We start from the raw sequence: 18456 nt of genomic DNA on the forward strand, positions 1-18456 counted from the left end.
AGCTGATGTTCATCAGCTTTTTTGCATGTAAAGGAGAGAAGGTTATGGAGAAATTTGCCCTTGTGACAGGTGCAAGCGGAGGAATTGGCACAGCGATTGCTAAGCAATTGGCTGAGGATGGATATTCGCTTATTTTGCATTACCATCAACGAAGAGACAGAATAGAGGCGCTTGCACATGAGCTTGCTGAAAAGGTAAAAACCGTGTTTACGGTACAAGCGGATTTATCATGTAAAGAGGGAGTGGAGAAGTTTTTAGAGGAAATTATTGTTCCGGTAGAAGTTATTATTCATAACAGCGGACGAAGCATTAGCGGGTTAATGACAGATACTCCGGCAAAAGAAACTGAAGAAATGATCTATCTTCACATCACGGCTCCCTTTGTTATTACCAAAGCTTTATTACCTAAAATGATTAGTGCTAAAAGCGGACAAATCATCATGATTTCTTCCATTTGGGGACTTACAGGAGCTTCATTTGAAGTCCTTTATTCAATGGTAAAAGGTGCACAAAATACATTTGTAAAAGCTTTGGCAAAAGAGGTTGCACTAAGTGGGGTTCGAGTAAATGGAGTTGCGCCCGGAGCGATTGAAACGGATATGATGGCCAGCTATTCAAAAGAAGAGGTCAAAGAGCTGGCTGAAGAGATCCCTTTAGGAAGAATAGGATATCCAAAAGAAGTGGCAGAGGCGGTTTCATATTTAATATCTTCACGAGCTTCCTACATAACGGGACAAATATTATCGGTTAATGGCGGCTGGTACATATAAAATGTGCATAAAATCAAAAACAAGGTACAAACTATGATATGAATAAACCTTAAGGAGGGCTACTCATGTCAGTATTAGAAAACTGGGATAGCTGGAAAGATTTTTTAGGCGACCGTTTACATCATGCGCAAAACGAAGGAATGCAAGAAGAAGTTATTCATGATCTTGCTTATCAAATTGGTGGATATTTAGCAAACCAAGTTGATGCAAAAAATGATCAAGAGCGAATTTTAGCAGACCTTTGGAGCGTTGCTTCTAAAGAAGAGCAGCATGCGATTGCGAGCAGCATGGTGAAATTAGTTCAAAATAACGGATCAGTAAAATAAGTTATCGTTTCTAAAAGGAGCTAATTCACCGCGTGTGAGAGCTCCTTTTTTCTTAGAAATAAATAGTACAAATAAATAAGCGCTTACATACATAACAAATGTAGAACTACTTGTCTTTAGGGTTTATAATATAATGGAAATCATTTATAGTTAAACTAGGTGAAAAAAAGGGGGCACCTCTCGAAGGCCAGCCAAGAAATGGGAGGGGTTTGATGGAGAAAATTGAGTGGTATTTAGAATATCAAATACAAAAAAATCGTCCGGGTCTTTTAGGTGATATTTCATCGCTTCTTGGAATGTTGTCAATTAATATTGTCACAATTAATGGAGTGGATGATATTCGCCGTGGATTATTGCTGCGCTGTGATTCACATGAGCAAATAGACAGGCTTGAATCTATTTTGAAAACAATGGATAATATCATTGTGACAAAAATGAGACCGCCTAAATTGCGTGATAAGTTAGCAGTGCGTCACGGTCGCTATATTCAGCGGGACGCAGATGATAAAAAGACGTTCCGTTTCGTAAGAGATGAATTAGGTTTGCTCGTAGATTTTATGGCGGAACTGTTTAAACAAGACGGTCATAAGCTTATCGGCATTCGAGGTATGCCGCGAGTAGGCAAAACCGAATCCATTGTAGCAGCTAGCGTATGTGCGAACAAAAGGTGGCTTTTTGTGTCTTCTACACTCTTAAAACAAACGATTCGCAGTCAGCTTATTGCTGACGAATACAACGCCGATAATATTTTTATTATTGACGGGATTGTATCGACAAAACGAGCGAATGAAAAGCACTGGCAGCTTGTACGAGAAGTAATGAATGTACCCGCGACAAAAATTGTGGAGCATCCGGATGTATTTGTACAAAATACCGAGTATTCGTTAGATGATTTTGCCTACATTATTGAAATAAGAAACGACCCCAATGAGAAAATTACATATGAAATAATGGAAGGTCCTCAAATGTTTCAAGACGGTGGATTATCGATGTTTGATTTTTAGCATAATTGGTAGGTGTTAGCATTGACAGAGTTAGGACAAAGGTTAAGACAAGAACGAGAAAGCAAAGGATTGTCGTTAGAGGATTTACAAAAACTAACGAAAATTCAAAAACGCTATTTACTTGGCATTGAAGAAGGCAATTATGAGGTTATGCCGGGGAAATTTTACGTACGAGCGTTTATTAAGCAATACTGCGAAGCAATTGGGTTGGACACAGATGCTATTTTTGAAGAATACAAATCAGACATTCCTTCAACTCAAACAGAAGACATGCCGCAGCAGCTTTCGCGCGTTCGCAGCCGCAAAGAAATTCCTCAGCATACAAAAGGAGTTTCAAAAGCATATGACTACCTTCCAACTGTTCTAGTGGTGGCGGGAGTTGTAGTTGTTGGGATTATTATTTGGGTAATCGCTCAAAATATCGTCTCGGATAAAAACAAGGAGCAGGCTAACCAAGAAGCTCCAAACAGCGAAGTTCAGCAGTCTAATACGCAGGAAGAAACGAATGAAACTACTGCAAAAAATGACAATAGCAACTCAGAAGATGAACAAAGTGCTGCTGATAAGAAAGAACAAGAAAAAGAAAAAACTGAAAAAGAAAAAGCCGCAAAAGAAAAAGCTGAGAAAGAAAAAGCTGAAAAAGAAAAGAAAGACAGCGGTAAACAAGAATACAAGGAAGTTCAAAAAACAGGCAGAAGTGCTACGTATGCTCTTTCCGGTACAGATGCATTTAATCTAGAAGTAACATCCACTCAAGCAGATACTTGGTTAGATGTGAAAAATGGAAAAGGAAATGCTTTCTTTAGCTCCATTCTAAAAAAAGGTGAAACAAAAGAATTTGATTTGACGAAAGAAACTGAAGCTCGTGTCAACATCGGTTATTCACCTGGGGTAGAGTTAAAAGTAAATGGAAAAGCGGTTGACTTGCCGTTTGATTCATCCAAGCAAGTTCGACAAGTTGTAACAATTCAATATCAGCCGGCAGAAGCACAGTAAACACCCTGTTTTAAAAAGTGATCAGGGTGTAAATAAAGATAATATGTGAATTAATCACTCATTCACGCTATAATAAAACCAAAGCCGTGCAAACAACTTCGTTTGCACGCTTTCAGTTTGTAACAGTAATTGGAGGCAGAAGAAGTGAATTTACCAAACAAGATTACCATTTCGCGGATTTTTCTAATTCCCGTATTCCTCATTTTTATGATGGTGCCGCTACCATTTGGCACAGTAGAGGCGGCAGGAAAAGAGATTCCGATCGCTCACCTATTAGGGGCAGCATTATTTATTATTGCATCTACAACAGACTGGATAGACGGATACTATGCTCGAAAGTACGATTTAGTAACGAACTTGGGCAAATTTTTAGATCCACTAGCAGACAAGCTATTGGTTTCAGCTGCGCTTGTAGCTATTGTTGACTTAGATTTAATTGCAGGTGCAGGATGGGCTGCTATCATCATTATTAGCCGTGAATTTGCTATCACAGGTTTAAGACTTGTACTAGCAGGGGAAGGGGAAGTTGTAGCAGCAAATATGTTAGGTAAAATTAAAACATGGACTCAAATTTTAGCTATTTCAGCTATTCTGTTGTATAACTTGCCTTTTGAATGGGTTTCCATTCCATTTGCTAGCGTAATGCTTTGGATCTCAGTGATTTTTACGGTTATTTCAGGCTGGGACTACTTTGCTAAAAACAAACAGGCTTTTGTTAATTCAAAATAAGTAAGATGGAGATGATATGATGAACGCTGAAATTATTGGAGTCGGCTCTGAGCTGCTGCTTGGACAAATAGCCAATACAAACGCTCAGTATTTATCGAAAAAATTAGCCGAACTTGGAATTAATGTTTACTATCATACGGTAGTAGGAGATAATGCACAGCGCTTAAAAGAAGTGATTGCTACAGCTCAAACGCGTGCAGAGTTAATTATTTTCACAGGCGGGCTTGGTCCTACAAAAGATGATTTAACAAAAGAAACAATTGCGAGTGTGCTAGGAGTAGAGCTGACAACAAATGCAGAAGCACTTGAAAGCATTGAAGCCTATTTCAAACAGTCAAATCGTATCATGACACCTAACAATAAAAAACAGGCAATTGTGCTAGAAGGTTCGGCAGTGCTCCCTAACGATTACGGAATGGCTCCAGGTATGGGGCTTACGGTAGAGGGAAAACACTATATGCTATTCCCCGGGCCTCCAAAAGAGCTTTATCCAATGTATGAATCGTATGGTCAAGAATTTTTAGCTCAAAAGCTTGAATTAAAAGAAAGTATTGAATCACGCGTTCTTCGCTTTTTCGGAATAGGGGAATCACAGCTTGAGACGGAAATTGAAGATTTGCTTGATGCGCAAACCAACCCGACGATCGCGCCGCTAGCAGGAGATGGAGAAGTGACGCTTCGCTTAACTGCTAAGCACGCTGATGCTGCTGAAGCACAGCGCATGTTAGACGAAGTGGAAAAAACCATTTCAGAGCGCGTAGGCGAGTATTTATATGGATACGAAGCAACTTCTTTACATAATGAATTGGTAAAAGAATTAACGGCACAAGGATTAACGATTGCTTCAGCCGAAAGTTTAACCGGCGGTTTATTCAGCGAACGTTTAACATCTGTTTCAGGTGCTGGAGAAGCTGTAAAAGGCAGCCTGGTCGCCTATCATTATGAAATTAAGCAAAATATTCTCGGAGTGAGCGAACACACGCTGAATCAGTACGGAGCCGTTAGCGAGCAGTGCGCGGCTGAAATGGCTCAGCGTATTCAACAGTTATGCAAAACGGATATTGGCATCGGGTTTACGGGTGTAGCTGGACCCTCCAAACAAGAAGGACATCCTGTAGGAACAGTATATATAGGGGTAGCCTATAAAGATCAAGCTCCTCAAGTTTACAGCCTGCAGCTATCTGGAAGCCGCCAGGGGATTCGTTCACGAACGGTTAATTATGGCTGTCATTACGTATTAAAGATGATAAAGAAATAAAGAAAAAAGGCTGTTTGGTTTTTCCAAAACAGCCTTTTTTTTATAAAATAATAAACGAACATTTATTCGCTTTTTGCTTGTCAAACGACTCAAAAACTAGTATAGTAAGTTATAGAAAGTTGTTAATTCGACATTGCTACTACATCGTAGTAAGTTTGCAGTTTATAGATGATTTCAAAGAGATAGAGGAGGAAATTGAGTGAACGATCGTCAAGCAGCCCTTGATATGGCTTTAAAACAAATTGAAAAGCAATTTGGTAAAGGTTCAATTATGAAATTAGGTGAACAAACGGAAAAAAGAATTTCTACAATTCCAAGTGGTTCATTAGCGTTAGATATAGCCTTAGGTGTAGGTGGATATCCACGTGGACGTGTAGTTGAAGTATATGGTCCAGAAAGCTCAGGTAAAACAACAGTTGCTCTTCATGCGATTGCAGAAGTTCAACAGCAGGGCGGACAGGCTGCATTTATCGATGCGGAGCACGCGTTAGATCCTGTATATGCTCAAAAATTAGGTGTGAATATTGATGAGCTATTATTATCTCAGCCTGATACGGGAGAACAAGCTTTAGAAATCGCTGAAGCTTTAGTTCGAAGCGGTGCAGTAGATATTATCGTTGTTGACTCAGTAGCAGCATTAGTGCCAAAAGCGGAAATTGAAGGAGAAATGGGAGACTCTCACGTGGGTCTACAAGCTCGTTTAATGTCTCAAGCATTGCGTAAACTATCTGGAGCTATCAATAAGTCTAAAACAATCGCTATCTTTATTAACCAAATTCGTGAAAAAGTCGGCGTTATGTTTGGTAATCCTGAAACAACTCCTGGTGGACGTGCGCTTAAATTCTATTCTTCAGTGCGTCTAGAAGTGCGTCGTGCAGAGCAGTTAAAGCAAGGAAACGATATTGTAGGTAACAAAACAAGAATTAAAGTTGTGAAAAACAAAGTAGCTCCGCCTTTCCGTGCTGCTGAAGTAGATATTATGTACGGAGAAGGTATTTCAAAAGAGGGTGAAATTTTGGATATCGCTTCTGAACTAGATATTGTTCAAAAAAGTGGATCTTGGTATTCATATAATGACGAGCGTCTAGGTCAAGGTCGTGAAAATGCAAAACAATTTTTAAAAGAAAATACTGATATTCGTCAGGAAATTGCGGGACAAGTGCGTGAACATCATGGTTTAGACCAAGATGGAGAGCCAGCTCCTGAGGATGACGATCAAGGCGATTTAAATATTTAATTTGCTGCGAGATAAAAAAAGACTCCTCTATTTCAAAGAAGGGGTCTTTTTTTTGTAAAAATTGTTAATGCTAGAAAAGTAACATACGAAATTTCAATATATACTGTAGAGGCAGGCTTGACAATAAAAATGCACAGATTTACAATTAAGATGTATATTTTCCCTTTTTAAAACATTTTAGCGTTTAAAAGCCTTTGTGTGTATATTGAAAGGTGAATACGATGTACATGCCGACATGAAATTTAAAACTTACAAGTTTATAGCAAGGGGAGGTGAAATGATGGATACTAATACAATCATCTTCGCTTTGCTTGGCCTAATCGTCGGTGCAGTTGTTGGCTTTTTTGTTTGTAAATCGATTGCTGAAGCTAAAATTGCGGGAGCAAAGTCTAGTGCAGAACAAATTATTGATGAAGGAACCCGCGAGGCGGAAGCTTTGAAAAAAGAAGCTTTACTAGAAGCGAAGGATGAAATCCATCAGCTTCGTACAGAGGCAGAACAAGATATTCGTGATCGTCGAGCAGAACTTCAAAAACAAGAAAATCGATTAATGCAAAAAGAGGAAAATCTTGATCGTAAAGACGAATCACTTGATAAACGTGAAGCGTTACTTGAAAAGAAAGATGATTCTCTTACTGTTAAACAACAGCATATTGAAGAGATGGAAAGCAAAGTTGAAGAAGTAGTACGTGCACAGCAAACAGAGCTAGAGCGCATTTCAAGCTTAACAAGAGAAGATGCAAGAGCGATTATTTTAGATCGTGTTGAAAATGAACTTTCCCACGACATTGCAATAATGGTAAAAGAAACAGAAAACCGTGCAAAAGAAGACGCCGATAAAAAGGCGAAAGAAATTCTTTCACTTGCTATTCAGCGTTGCGCAGCAGATCATGTTGCTGAAACGACTGTCTCAGTTGTTAACTTGCCAAATGACGAAATGAAAGGCCGAATTATCGGTCGAGAAGGTCGAAACATCCGTACGCTTGAAACTTTGACAGGAATTGATCTTATTATTGATGATACGCCAGAAGCAGTTATTTTATCAGGATTTGACCCAATTCGTCGTGAGACAGCAAGAATTGCACTTGATAAACTCGTTCAAGATGGTCGTATCCATCCCGCGCGTATTGAAGAAATGGTTGAAAAATCTCGCCGTGAAGTGGACGAATATATTCGTGAAGTTGGTGAACAAACGACGTTTGAAGTCGGTGTTCACGGGTTGCACCCAGACTTGATGAAAATTCTTGGTCGCTTAAAATTCAGAACAAGCTATGGTCAAAATGTGCTGAAACATTCAATGGAAGTAGCGCATTTATCAGGACTTATGGCTGCTGAATTAGGTGAAGATGAAACGTTAGCCAAACGAGCAGGATTGTTACATGATATTGGTAAAGCAATTGATCATGAGGTAGAAGGAAGTCACGTAGAAATCGGTGTTGAATTAGCTACAAAGTATAAAGAACATCCGGTTGTTATTAACGCGATTGCTTCTCACCATGGAGATACAGAACCAACATCAATCATTGCTGTACTAGTTGCAGCAGCGGATGCATTATCTGCTGCAAGACCAGGTGCTCGCAGTGAGACATTAGAAAACTACATTCGTCGTCTTGAAAAGTTAGAAGAAATTTCAGAGTCTTATGAAGGCGTTGAAAAATCATTTGCGATTCAAGCAGGGCGTGAAGTTCGTATTATGGTGAAACCAGATACGATTGGTGATCTAGAAGCGCATCGACTTGCTCGAGATATCCGAAAACGAATTGAAGATGAGCTGGATTATCCTGGCCACATCAAAGTAACCGTTATTCGTGAAACAAGAGCAGTAGAGTATGCAAAATAAAAATGAAGTGGCGTTTCGCCACTTTATTTTTTTTCGTAGAGATGAAGATGCAGATTAAGAATGAAGTATAGGAGCTTTTACATGAGAATTTTATTTATTGGAGACGTAGTTGGTTCTCCAGGCCGTGAAATGGTTGAAGAATATTTACCAAGATTAAAAAGAAAATACTCTCCGGGACTTACAATTGTGAATGGAGAAAATGCAGCTTCAGGAAAAGGCATTACTGAAAAGATTTATCGTCAGTTCTTACAAGCAGGGGCTAATATTATTACCCTTGGTAACCACGCGTGGGACAAACGTGAAATTTTTGATTTTATTGACGATGCAAAAAATCTTGTTCGTCCAGCTAATTTTCCTGAAGGTACACCCGGCAAGGGAATTACGTATTTTACGTACAATCAGCTTGAGGTAGCCGTGATTAATTTACAAGGGCGCACGTTTATGGCTCCGCTTGATTGTCCATTTCAAAAAGCGGATGAACTGATTGAAGAAGCACGTCAGCGCACTCCGCTCATTTTTATTGATTTTCATGCTGAAACAACAAGTGAAAAGCAAGCGATTAGCTGGTATGTGGACGGTCGTGTCAGCGCTGTTGTCGGCACTCATACGCATGTTCAAACAGCTGACAATCGTATATTGCCAAAAGGAACAGCCTACATCTCTGACGTAGGAATGACGGGACCATATGACGGCATTTTAGGGATGGAGCGCGAAGCTGTTATTAAGCGTTTTTTAACGTCTCTTCCTGTTCGATTTGAAGTGCCGAAAGAAGGAAGAACGCAGCTTAGTGGAATCGTTATCGATATTGATCAAAAGACGGGGAAAGCAACAAAAACAGAGCGAATTTTAATTAACGAAGACCATCCGTTTTTTGAATAAAGGGAAAAAGTCAATGTGTCGAAAGACGATACGTTGGCTTTTTTATTTTGTCAAAAACGTAAAAAGAAAAAAGAAAGGTGTAGAAATATAAGTTTTTGAATATTTAGGAAAAACAAGCAGGAATACGTTTGACATATCGTGAATATAGTAACATTGAAATCAATTAAGTCATTGGTCTAATGATCTCTCATCATACATTGTAAAGAATAAGGAGGAGCTAGATATGGAAATATTAAAAGTTTCAGCAAAGTCTAATCCAAATTCAGTTGCTGGTGCCTTAGCAGGCGTGCTGCGCGAACGCGGCGCAGCAGAAATTCAAGCCATTGGGGCCGGGGCGCTTAACCAAGCAGTAAAAGCTGTAGCAATCGCAAGAGGGTTCGTTGCACCAAGTGGGGTTGATTTAATCTGCATCCCAGCTTTTACAGATATTCAAATTGATGGAGAAGAGCGAACAGCCATTAAATTAATTGTAGAGCCGCGATAATTATAAAAACCACGGACCTGTAAAGCATAGAAGCCAAACAGGTCCTTTTTGTATAGAGTTAAAGGGGTGTGGGTTGTGATATTTGATGCTCATTGTGATGTATTGATGAAGCTCTGGTTAAATAAACGTTTATCTTTTACATATGATTCAGCGCTGCATGTGACGTTAGAAGGAATAAAAAAAGCAAATGGGAAAGTTCAGCTATTCGCTATTTATATTCCAGAAGCGGTTCCGGCAGCTCAGCGCTTTGATGTTGCGTTAGAAATGATACAGCTGTTTCAGAGTCATATTTTGTCGCTTCCCGGTGTGAAATGGGTTCGTTCAAAACGCGATATAGATAGCTTGAAAAAAGGTGAAATAGGAGCAATGCTGACGCTTGAAGGGTGCGATGCCATTGATACAAGTTTAGTTCGCTTAAAGACGCTTTTTTTACTGGGTGTACGTTCAGTAGGTTTGACATGGAATTATAGCAATGCCGTGTGTGACGGTATTTTAGAACCTCGAGGCGCAGGGCTATCTTCTTTTGGAAGAGAAGTTGTTGAATTGAATAATGAACATAAAGTGTGGACGGATGTATCTCATTTATCGGTAAGAGGTTTTTGGGATGTGATTGAGCTAGCACAATATGTAGTGGCTACTCATTCCAATTCACACGTATTGTGTTCTCACCCGCGGAATTTAAGAGACGATCAAATTCATGCTTTAATAAAGCGAAACGGCGTGATTGGCATTACGTTTGTGCCTGAATTTTTAACGAGTTCTGCCAAAGCGCAAATAGCGGATGTGATCCGTCATCTTGATTACATGTGTGAAAGAGGAGGCGAATACTCCGTTGGTTTTGGCTCTGACTTTGACGGCATTGACAAAACGGTTCATCGTCTCGGAAGATATGAACACTATACGAATTTAATCGAAGAACTCCTTAAGCATTACACTGAGGAGCAGGTAAAACGTTTTCTGTTTCAAAACTTTGCTGATCGTGTATGCAGCTAATAAAAAAAGAGCTTTTTCTTCTTGGAAAAGCTCTTTTTTATAGAAGTTATTTATATACTAATGCCTCATGTGAAGGCAGAAAAGATCATTAAAAAACTTCATCTTATTCATTAAATATAAATATCATTAAAACGATTGAGAATTCAATGGAAAGGGTTGCATTTTTCTGGCAATCGGAATAAAATTGAAAACGGATTATGGAGCTGCTCAAGCAGAAACGTATCCTGCACAGCGGCAAGGTGCTGTGGGAGTTTTGCAGATGATTTTGGTTGGTGAAATGCAGAAGCAAATGAAATCGTTTGCTAATTTACTTTTTTCAGTTTTTATCAATAAAATAGATTTCTATATTATGAGCAATTAAAGGAGTGGCGTTGATTTATGGTACAGCAACTTTCATGGAAAGTTGGCGGACAGCAGGGTGAGGGAATCGAAAGTACGGGAGAAATTTTTTCAACCGCTTTAAATCGATTAGGTTATTACTTATACGGCTATCGTCATTTTTCTTCTCGTATCAAAGGTGGACATACAAATAATAAGATTCGAGTGAGTACAACTCAAGTTCGATCTGTGTCAGATGATTTGGATATTTTAGTTGCGTTCGATCAGGAAACGATCGATGTAAACGTCCATGAGCTGCGCGTAGGAGGCGTTGTAATTGCAGATGCGAAATTCAACCCAAGTCTGCCCGAAACATGTACAACTGCTACGCTATATGCTGTTCCGTTTACGGAAATTGCAACGGAATTAGGAACGTCGCTAATGAAGAACATGGTTGCTGTAGGCGCTTCAAGTGCTGTGCTTCATATTGACACAGAAGTATTTGAAGAAGTAGTACTTGAAATCTTCGGTAAAAAGGGCCAAAAAGTTGTACAAAAAAACATGGAAGCTATTAAAAAAGGTGCAGATTACATTCGTGAACAGCTAGGCGAACAATTAGAAACAATGAAACTAGATCCAGCGGATGGTAAAAAACGTATGTTTATGATTGGAAACGATGCGATTGCGCTAGGTGCTTTAGCCGGTGGGGCTCGTTTTATGCCAGCATATCCAATTACCCCTGCTTCAGAAATCATGGAATACTTAATTAAAAAGCTTCCTCAATTTGGTGGAACCGTTATTCAAACAGAAGATGAAATCGCAGCATGTACGATGGCTATCGGAGCTAACTATGCAGGTGTACGTGCGCTGACAGCATCAGCTGGACCAGGTTTATCCTTAATGATGGAGTCGATTGGATTAGCGGGCATCACTGAGCAGCCTGTTGTGATTATCGATACGCAGCGCGGCGGTCCAAGTACAGGGCTTCCAACTAAGCAAGAACAGTCTGATTTAATGGCTATGATTTACGGTACGCACGGTGAAATTCCGAAGATCGTCATGGCGCCAAGTACGGTTGAAGAAGCATTCTACGATACGATTGAAGCGTTTAACTTAGCAGAAGAATATCAGTGTCCAGTTATTATGCTAACGGATTTACAGCTTTCACTTGGGAAGCAATCAGTAGAACCGCTTGACTATAACCGCGTTGAAATCCGCCGCGGTAAGCTTCAGCAAGGAGAGCTAGAAGAGCTGGAAGAAAAACAGTACTACAAGCGCTACCGCGTAACAGAAGACGGCGTATCACCACGCGTCATTCCAGGAATGAAGCATGGAATTCATCACGTAACGGGAGTAGAACATGATGAGACAGGAAAGCCATCTGAATCTCCGGTGAACCGCGATGATCAAATGAATAAGCGTCTTCGTAAAACAAAAGGAATTCGTTTTAATACGCCAATTCATGTTCACTCTCATGAAAAAGAGTCTGATATTTTATTTGTTGGATTTAATTCGACGCGTGGAGTTATTGAAGAGGCAATGGAACGTTTGGAACAGGATGGTATAAAAGTAAATCACGCTCACATTCGTTTAATTCATCCTTTCCCAGCTGACGAACTGCTTCCTTACGTGCAAGGAGCTAAAAAAGTAGTCGTCGTTGAAAACAATGCTACTGGACAGCTTGCTAATATTTTAAAAATGAATATTGCAAGTCATGATAAAATTCAAAGCGTATTGAAGTATGATGGAAATCCATTTCTTCCGCAAGAAGTATACGCAAAAAGTAAGGAGATGTTTGTGTTAAATGGCAACGTTTAAAGATTTTCGTAACAGTGTAAAACCTAACTGGTGTCCGGGGTGTGGAGATTTCTCCGTACAAGCAGCCATTCAACGCGCATCTGCTAACGTAGGTTTAGAACCTCATGAGCTTGCTGTTATTTCAGGTATTGGATGTTCTGGACGTATCTCTGGTTATATTAATTCATATGGTTTTCACGGTATTCACGGACGTGCGCTTCCAATCGCTCAAGGTGTAAAAATGGCTAATCGTGACTTAACCGTTATCGCATCTGGCGGCGATGGAGATGGGTTTGCTATCGGTATGGGACACACGGTACACGCGATTCGCCGAAACATCGATGTGACGTATATCGTAATGGATAACCAAATCTATGGTTTAACAAAAGGACAAACATCTCCTCGTAGTGAAGTAGGATTCAAGACAAAAAGTACGCCTGAAGGATCAATTGAGTCGTCTTTATCTGTCATGGAGCTTGCGTTAACTTCTGGAGCAACGTTTGTGGCTCAAAGCTTTTCAACGAATTTAAAAGAGTTAACAAGCTTAATTGAACAAGGCATCCAGCATAAAGGTTTTTCTTTAATTAACGTATTTAGCCCGTGCGTAACGTATAACAAAGTGAACACGTATGATTGGTTTAAAGAAAACCTAACTAGTCTTAGCACAATTGAAGGTTATGATGCAAACAATCGTATGCAAGCTATGCAGACGTTAATGGAGCATAACGGCTTAGTAACAGGACTTATTTATCAAAATGCGCATCAGCCGTCGTATCAGCAGCTTGTTCACGGTTATAGTGAAGAGCCGCTGTCAAAAGCAGACTTAGGTATGACTGAGGAAAAGTTTGATGAGCTAGTAGCTGAATTTATGTAAAAGAGGCTGCAATAAAAGCAGTTTAGTAGAGAGAAGATCCGAACGGTGAACTGAGATTCTTGATGGAGAATCCAACTCGTTCGGATTTTTTCATAGTGATAGCGAACGTAGGTTTCATGTAGTGAGTGGTTTCTAGCTGTTAATTGGAGAGCTAGGAGAAGGCTCCTTCGAGAAAAGCGAAATAGGTGAGAACCCGCGGGAGCGGAAGCGACGAGGAGGCTCATCGACCGCTCGCCGAAAGCGAAGTTTTGCACAGAAATCAACAGCGGTGTAATAAGCGAATTTCTATGAGCTCTTTTATCCCGTTTGTTCATCTCTAAAATAGAATAATTTAGTTATGTATCAATCTCTTCTTGTGATTTAAGAAATGTTTCGAAAGCCGAATGGAATTTTAACGAAACAGGTATAGAAAATAGGTATATGATTGTGTTCGCTACTTGAAAGTTATATACTATGTTAATGTGATGAGTTTTATGCATAAGCATAAGGCTGTCACATTTTTTTGCGATTTACAGGTGCAACGTGACAATTGTCATGGTGAAAGGAGATTTTTTTATGAACGAAAAACAACGTTTAGAAAGCAACCAAGTTAATCCAGCGGACAAAAAATCCGAAAAGGATTACAGCAAATATTTTCAAACAGTATACATGCCACCTTCTTTAAAAGATGCGAAAAAACGAGGAAAAGAAGAAGTTTCCTATCACAATGATTTTGCAATCGATGAACAGTTTCATGGAATGGGACAGGGACGTAAGTTTTATATCCGTACGTACGGCTGTCAAATGAATGAGCACGATACAGAAGTAATGGCTGGTATTTTTCTAGGCCTTGGCTACGAGCCAACTGACTCTGTTGAAGATGCTCATGTTATTTTATTGAATACGTGTGCGATCCGTGAAAATGCGGAGAATAAAGTGTTTGGTGAATTAGGACACTTGAAGGCCTTAAAGCGCGAGCGTCCTGAGCTATTAATCGGCGTCTGCGGGTGTATGTCTCAAGAAGAGTCAGTTGTAAATAAAATTTTACAAAAACATCAGCACGTGGATATGATTTTTGGTACACACAACATTCACCGTTTGCCTCACATTTTAAACGAAGCATACTTAGCAAAAGAAATGGTGATTGAAGTATGGTCTAAAGAAGGGGACGTTATTGAAAACCTTCCAAGAGCACGTAAAGGCAGCGTCAAAGCATGGGTTAACATCATGTACGGCTGTGACAAGTTCTGTACGTACTGTATCGTTCCATATACGCGAGGAAAAGAACGAAGCCGCCGTCCAGAAGACATTATCCAAGAAGTACGTCACTTAGCTGCTCAAGGCTACAAAGAAATTACGCTTTTAGGTCAAAACGTTAATGCATACGGAAAAGATTTTGAAGACATAACGTACGGCCTAGGCGACTTAATGGACGAAATCCGTAAAATTGACGTTGCTCGTATCCGTTTTACAACAAGTCATCCTCGTGACTTTGATGACCGTTTAATTGAAGTTCTTGCTAAAGGTGGAAATCTTGTCGACCACATTCACTTGCCTGTTCAATCAGGAAGCAGCGATATCTTAAAAATTATGGCACGAAAATATTCTCGTGAACATTATTTAGAGCTTGTTCGTAAAATTAAAGAAGCCATTCCAACAGCATCATTAACAACTGATATTATTGTTGGTTTCCCAAATGAAACGGATGAGCAGTTTGAAGAAACAATGTCGCTATATCGTGAGGTTGAATTCGATAGTGCTTATACATTTATTTATTCACCTCGTGAAGGTACGCCAGCTGCTAAGATGCAAGACAACGTACCAATGGAAGTGAAAAAAGAGCGTCTTCAGCGCTTAAATGCTCTTGTAAATGAAATTTCTGCAAAGAAATTGAAGGAATATGAAGGTAAAGTTGTCGAAGTATTAGTAGAAGGTGAAAGTAAAAATAATCCGGAAGTATTAGCAGGCTACACGGAAAAAAGTAAGCTTGTAAACTTCAAAGCACCTAAGTCAGTGATTGGGCAACTTGTAAAAGTAAAAGTTACAAAAGCCAAAACATGGACATTAAACGGGGAAATGGTAGAAGAAACAGCAGAGGTGAAGTAATATGGCGCAGTATAACAAGAGTGACGTAATTAAACGTGCTCAAGAGCTGGCAAAAATGATTGCTGAAACGGAAGAAGTAGATTTCTTCAAGCGTGCCGAAGCTCAGCTTAACGAAAATCAAAAAGTGCGTGAAACCATTGCAAGCATTAAAAGTTTGCAAAAACAAGCTGTTAATTTCCAACATTATGGTAAAACAGAAGCGTTAAAACAAGTGGAGGCAAAAATCGATCGTTTACAGGAAGAGTTGGATGAACTGCCGATTATTCAGCAGTTTCAAGAGTCTCAAATAAACGTGAATGATTTGCTTCAACTTGTTGCTAACACTATTTCAAACACAGTAACGGATGAAATTATTGTGTCAACAGATGGTGACTTACTGCGCGGTGAAACAGGTTCACAGGTGCGAAACAGCCCTGGATCTAGCTGCTCATAAAGAAAAAATGCCTCAGCAATTTGCTGAGGCATTTTTTTGTGCATCCCGTGGCATAAAAATTGGGCAGATTTTCTCTCTAATAATTGTCACGTTTTTCTATATCCTTGCATACAATGGAACATAGGTTTTTTATGCCTTAAACCTAGTTTCTTAAAAATAATGTGCAAACAAGTGAATGAGCCTGCATAGGATGAAATGAAGATAGTTTGAGGAGGGTATGCTCACATGTCACAACACTATAGAGAAATTATTACAAAAGCAGTCGTAGGTAAAGGTCGCAAGTTTACACAATCGTCTCATACGCTTGCACCGAAAAATCGACCAACAAGCATCTTAGGGTGCTGGGTGATTAACCATGAGTACAAAGCAAAGAAAAGCGGCAGCAATGTAGAAGTTGACGGCAGATATGATATTAATATTTGGTATTCGTACAATAATAATACAAAAACCGAAGTTTGGACGGAAACCGTATCATACAAAGATAATATTAAGCTGCGCTATAAAGATGAAGATTCGATTGGAGACGATTACGAAGTAATTGTTCGCGTGCTGCAGCAGCCAAATTGCCTAGAGTGCACAATTTCACCAAATGGCAATAAAACGATTGTTCAAGTAGAGAGAGAATTGTTGGCGGAAGTCATTGGTGAAACAAAGGTTTGTGTTGCAGTAAATCCGAAAGGCTGCGATGATGAAGACGAGTTTGATTTAGACGTAGATGACGATGAATTTGAAGATTTGGATCCTGATTTTATATTAGGGGACGATGAGTAACTAGGAAGAAGTTCTTCCTAGTTTTTTTATTTTTACTATTTTAAGAAAATTCTTATAAAAATAAAAAAATATATTGCTTTTTGTCGAATGCGCAGTGTATAGTAAATCTAAAGAAAATAATGCATTAATTTTCAGAAAATTTAGTTATATCAGATAAGTATTTTTTGGGGGTTTACTATGAGCTTATTTCGTAAAAAATCAATTCAAACGTTAATTAGTGAAACCAACTCTAAAGGTGTTAAATTAAAAAAGGATTTAGGCGCTTTCGATTTAACAATGTTAGGGATTGGAGCCATTATCGGAACCGGAATTTTTGTATTAACGGGCGTAGCCGCCGCTGAACATGCCGGTCCAGCTTTAGTTATATCTTTCATTATGTCAGGACTTGCGTGTGTGTTTGCAGCTCTTTGTTATGCAGAGTTTGCCTCAACAGTTCCCGTTTCAGGAAGTGCATACACTTACAGTTATGCAACATTTGGTGAATTAATCGCTTGGATTTTAGGGTGGGATCTTATCTTGGAATACGGTCTTGCTTCTTCTGCTGTAGCCAGCGGATGGTCCGGGTATTTCCAAGGATTATTAGCAGGGTTTGGCATACATTTTCCAAAAGCTTTAACAAGTGCATATAATCCTGCAAACGGCACCTATATTGATATTCCAGCAATTATGATCGTATTTTTAATCACATTACTTTTAACGCAAGGAGTAAAAAAATCTTCACGTTTTAATGCTATCATGGTTATTATTAAACTGGCTGTTGTACTTCTGTTTATCGGGGTAGGAGTTAGCTATGTTAAACCAGAAAACTGGACGCCGTTTATGCCGTTTGGCTTCTCGGGAGTAGCGACTGGAGCAGCAACTGTATTCTTCGCCTACATTGGGTTTGATGCTGTAGCAACAGCGGCCGAAGAAGTACGCAAGCCTCAGCGGGATATGCCAATCGGAATTATCGCATCTCTTGCGATTTGTACAGTCCTTTATATCGTCGTATCGCTTATCTTAACAGGAATCGTACCTTATACAGAATTAAATGTTAAAAACCCTGTAGCGTTTGCTTTAAGCTACATTAACCAAGACTGGGTAGCAGGATTTATTTCATTAGGCGCAATTGTTGGTATTACAACGGTATTACTCGTTATGATGTATGGACAAACTCGTTTATTTTATGCGATCAGTCGAGATGGTCTATTGCCAAAGCCTTTTTCAAAAATCAGTGAGAAAAAACAAACGCCGGTAGTAAATACGTGGATTACATGTTTACTAGTATCCATCTTCTCTGGTTTAGTACCATTAGGAAGATTAGCTGAGTTAACAAACATCGGTACTCTTTTTGCTTTCATGACCGTATCAATTGGAATTTTATATTTACGTAAATCAAAACAAACTTCAGAATCGACTGGTTTCCGCGTACCGTTCGTGCCGGTGATTCCAATTTTAGCTTTTGTGTTCTGTTTATACTTAGCACTTCAGCTTCCAAAGTTAACATGGATTAGTTTCGTAATTTGGCTTGTATTAGGGCTAGTGGTTTACTTCTTATACGGACGTAAGCATAGTCATTTGAACAGCAGTAAATAATGAAAAGCTTCGGACAAGCTTCTTCCTTCGTCCGAAGCTTTTTTATTTGTTTTATGAAAAGAAATTGAAGATTGTTCTATTTGAATA

18 protein-coding genes are annotated in these 18456 nt (G+C 39.3%); all 18 read left to right on the forward strand.

Features of this window, described 5'->3' with window-relative positions; all coding sequences use genetic code 11:
• Positions 1-44 precede the first annotated feature (44 nt).
• Positions 45-770, forward strand: coding sequence for an elongation factor P 5-aminopentanone reductase (gene ymfI / locus POF52_RS03900; RefSeq protein WP_176583344.1), 726 nt, complete (start codon positions 45-47; stop codon positions 768-770).
• A gap of 65 nt (positions 771-835) precedes the next feature.
• Positions 836-1096 carry a DUF3243 domain-containing protein gene (locus POF52_RS03905; protein ID WP_013058809.1) on the forward strand — a complete coding sequence of 87 codons (261 nt, stop codon included), beginning with the start codon at positions 836-838 and terminating at the stop codon, positions 1094-1096.
• 212 nt (positions 1097-1308) lie between these two features.
• Positions 1309-2100 (forward strand): DUF3388 domain-containing protein, encoded by a 792-nt coding sequence (locus POF52_RS03910; RefSeq protein WP_013058808.1) that lies wholly within the window; start codon positions 1309-1311, stop codon positions 2098-2100.
• A 12-nt stretch (positions 2101-2112) separates the two neighbouring features.
• On the forward strand, positions 2113-3096 hold the full coding sequence (locus tag POF52_RS03915; protein ID WP_271989861.1) for a helix-turn-helix domain-containing protein: 984 nt from the start codon (positions 2113-2115) through the stop codon (positions 3094-3096).
• 144 nt (positions 3097-3240) lie between these two features.
• Positions 3241-3825, forward strand: coding sequence for a CDP-diacylglycerol--glycerol-3-phosphate 3-phosphatidyltransferase (gene pgsA, locus POF52_RS03920; RefSeq protein ID WP_013058806.1), 585 nt, complete (start codon positions 3241-3243; stop codon positions 3823-3825).
• 16 nt (positions 3826-3841) lie between these two features.
• Entirely contained in the window at positions 3842-5083 is a 1242-nt protein-coding gene (locus POF52_RS03925; RefSeq protein ID WP_016765362.1) for a competence/damage-inducible protein A, read from the forward strand.
• Between the two features lie 199 nt (positions 5084-5282).
• Entirely contained in the window at positions 5283-6320 is a 1038-nt protein-coding gene (gene recA, locus POF52_RS03930; RefSeq protein ID WP_013058804.1) for a recombinase RecA, read from the forward strand.
• A gap of 280 nt (positions 6321-6600) precedes the next feature.
• On the forward strand, positions 6601-8160 hold the full coding sequence (gene rny, locus POF52_RS03935) for a ribonuclease Y (protein WP_013058803.1): 1560 nt from the start codon (positions 6601-6603) through the stop codon (positions 8158-8160).
• Between the two features lie 81 nt (positions 8161-8241).
• Positions 8242-9039: a TIGR00282 family metallophosphoesterase gene (locus POF52_RS03940; RefSeq protein ID WP_028411380.1), complete on the forward strand. Its 798-nt coding sequence runs from the start codon at positions 8242-8244 to the stop codon at positions 9037-9039.
• Between the two features lie 223 nt (positions 9040-9262).
• A complete protein-coding gene (gene spoVS, locus POF52_RS03945; RefSeq protein ID WP_003181955.1) occupies positions 9263-9523 on the forward strand; it encodes a stage V sporulation protein SpoVS in 261 nt (86 codons plus the stop codon).
• 75 nt (positions 9524-9598) lie between these two features.
• Positions 9599-10516 carry a dipeptidase gene (locus POF52_RS03950; RefSeq protein WP_176583343.1) on the forward strand — a complete coding sequence of 306 codons (918 nt, stop codon included), beginning with the start codon at positions 9599-9601 and terminating at the stop codon, positions 10514-10516.
• A gap of 184 nt (positions 10517-10700) precedes the next feature.
• Positions 10701-10877, forward strand: a complete 177-nt coding sequence (locus POF52_RS03955; protein WP_155660653.1) for a hypothetical protein — start codon at positions 10701-10703, stop codon at positions 10875-10877.
• A 17-nt stretch (positions 10878-10894) separates the two neighbouring features.
• Positions 10895-12652 carry a 2-oxoacid:acceptor oxidoreductase subunit alpha gene (locus POF52_RS03960; protein ID WP_013058800.1) on the forward strand — a complete coding sequence of 586 codons (1758 nt, stop codon included), beginning with the start codon at positions 10895-10897 and terminating at the stop codon, positions 12650-12652.
• The gene (locus POF52_RS03965; protein WP_013058799.1) at positions 12639-13505 is read left to right on the forward strand and encodes a 2-oxoacid:ferredoxin oxidoreductase subunit beta; all 867 of its coding nucleotides are present in this window, start codon (positions 12639-12641) and stop codon (positions 13503-13505) included. The genes POF52_RS03960 and POF52_RS03965 overlap by 14 nt, the downstream gene beginning before the upstream one ends.
• A gap of 555 nt (positions 13506-14060) precedes the next feature.
• Positions 14061-15590, forward strand: coding sequence for a tRNA (N6-isopentenyl adenosine(37)-C2)-methylthiotransferase MiaB (miaB, locus tag POF52_RS03970; RefSeq protein ID WP_013084741.1), 1530 nt, complete (start codon positions 14061-14063; stop codon positions 15588-15590).
• A 1-nt stretch (position 15591) separates the two neighbouring features.
• A complete protein-coding gene (locus tag POF52_RS03975) occupies positions 15592-16023 on the forward strand; it encodes a RicAFT regulatory complex protein RicA family protein (RefSeq protein WP_013058797.1) in 432 nt (143 codons plus the stop codon).
• Between the two features lie 225 nt (positions 16024-16248).
• Positions 16249-16794, forward strand: coding sequence for an outer spore coat protein CotE (locus POF52_RS03980; RefSeq protein ID WP_013058796.1), 546 nt, complete (start codon positions 16249-16251; stop codon positions 16792-16794).
• Positions 16795-16971: 177 nt separating this feature from the next.
• Positions 16972-18369: an amino acid permease gene (locus POF52_RS03985; RefSeq protein WP_013084740.1), complete on the forward strand. Its 1398-nt coding sequence runs from the start codon at positions 16972-16974 to the stop codon at positions 18367-18369.
• Positions 18370-18456 lie beyond the last annotated feature (87 nt).

Origin of the sequence: Priestia sp. AB, from assembly GCF_028369225.1 — a bacterium.
GTDB classification, from domain to species: Bacteria; Bacillota; Bacilli; order Bacillales; family Bacillaceae_H; genus Priestia; species Priestia megaterium.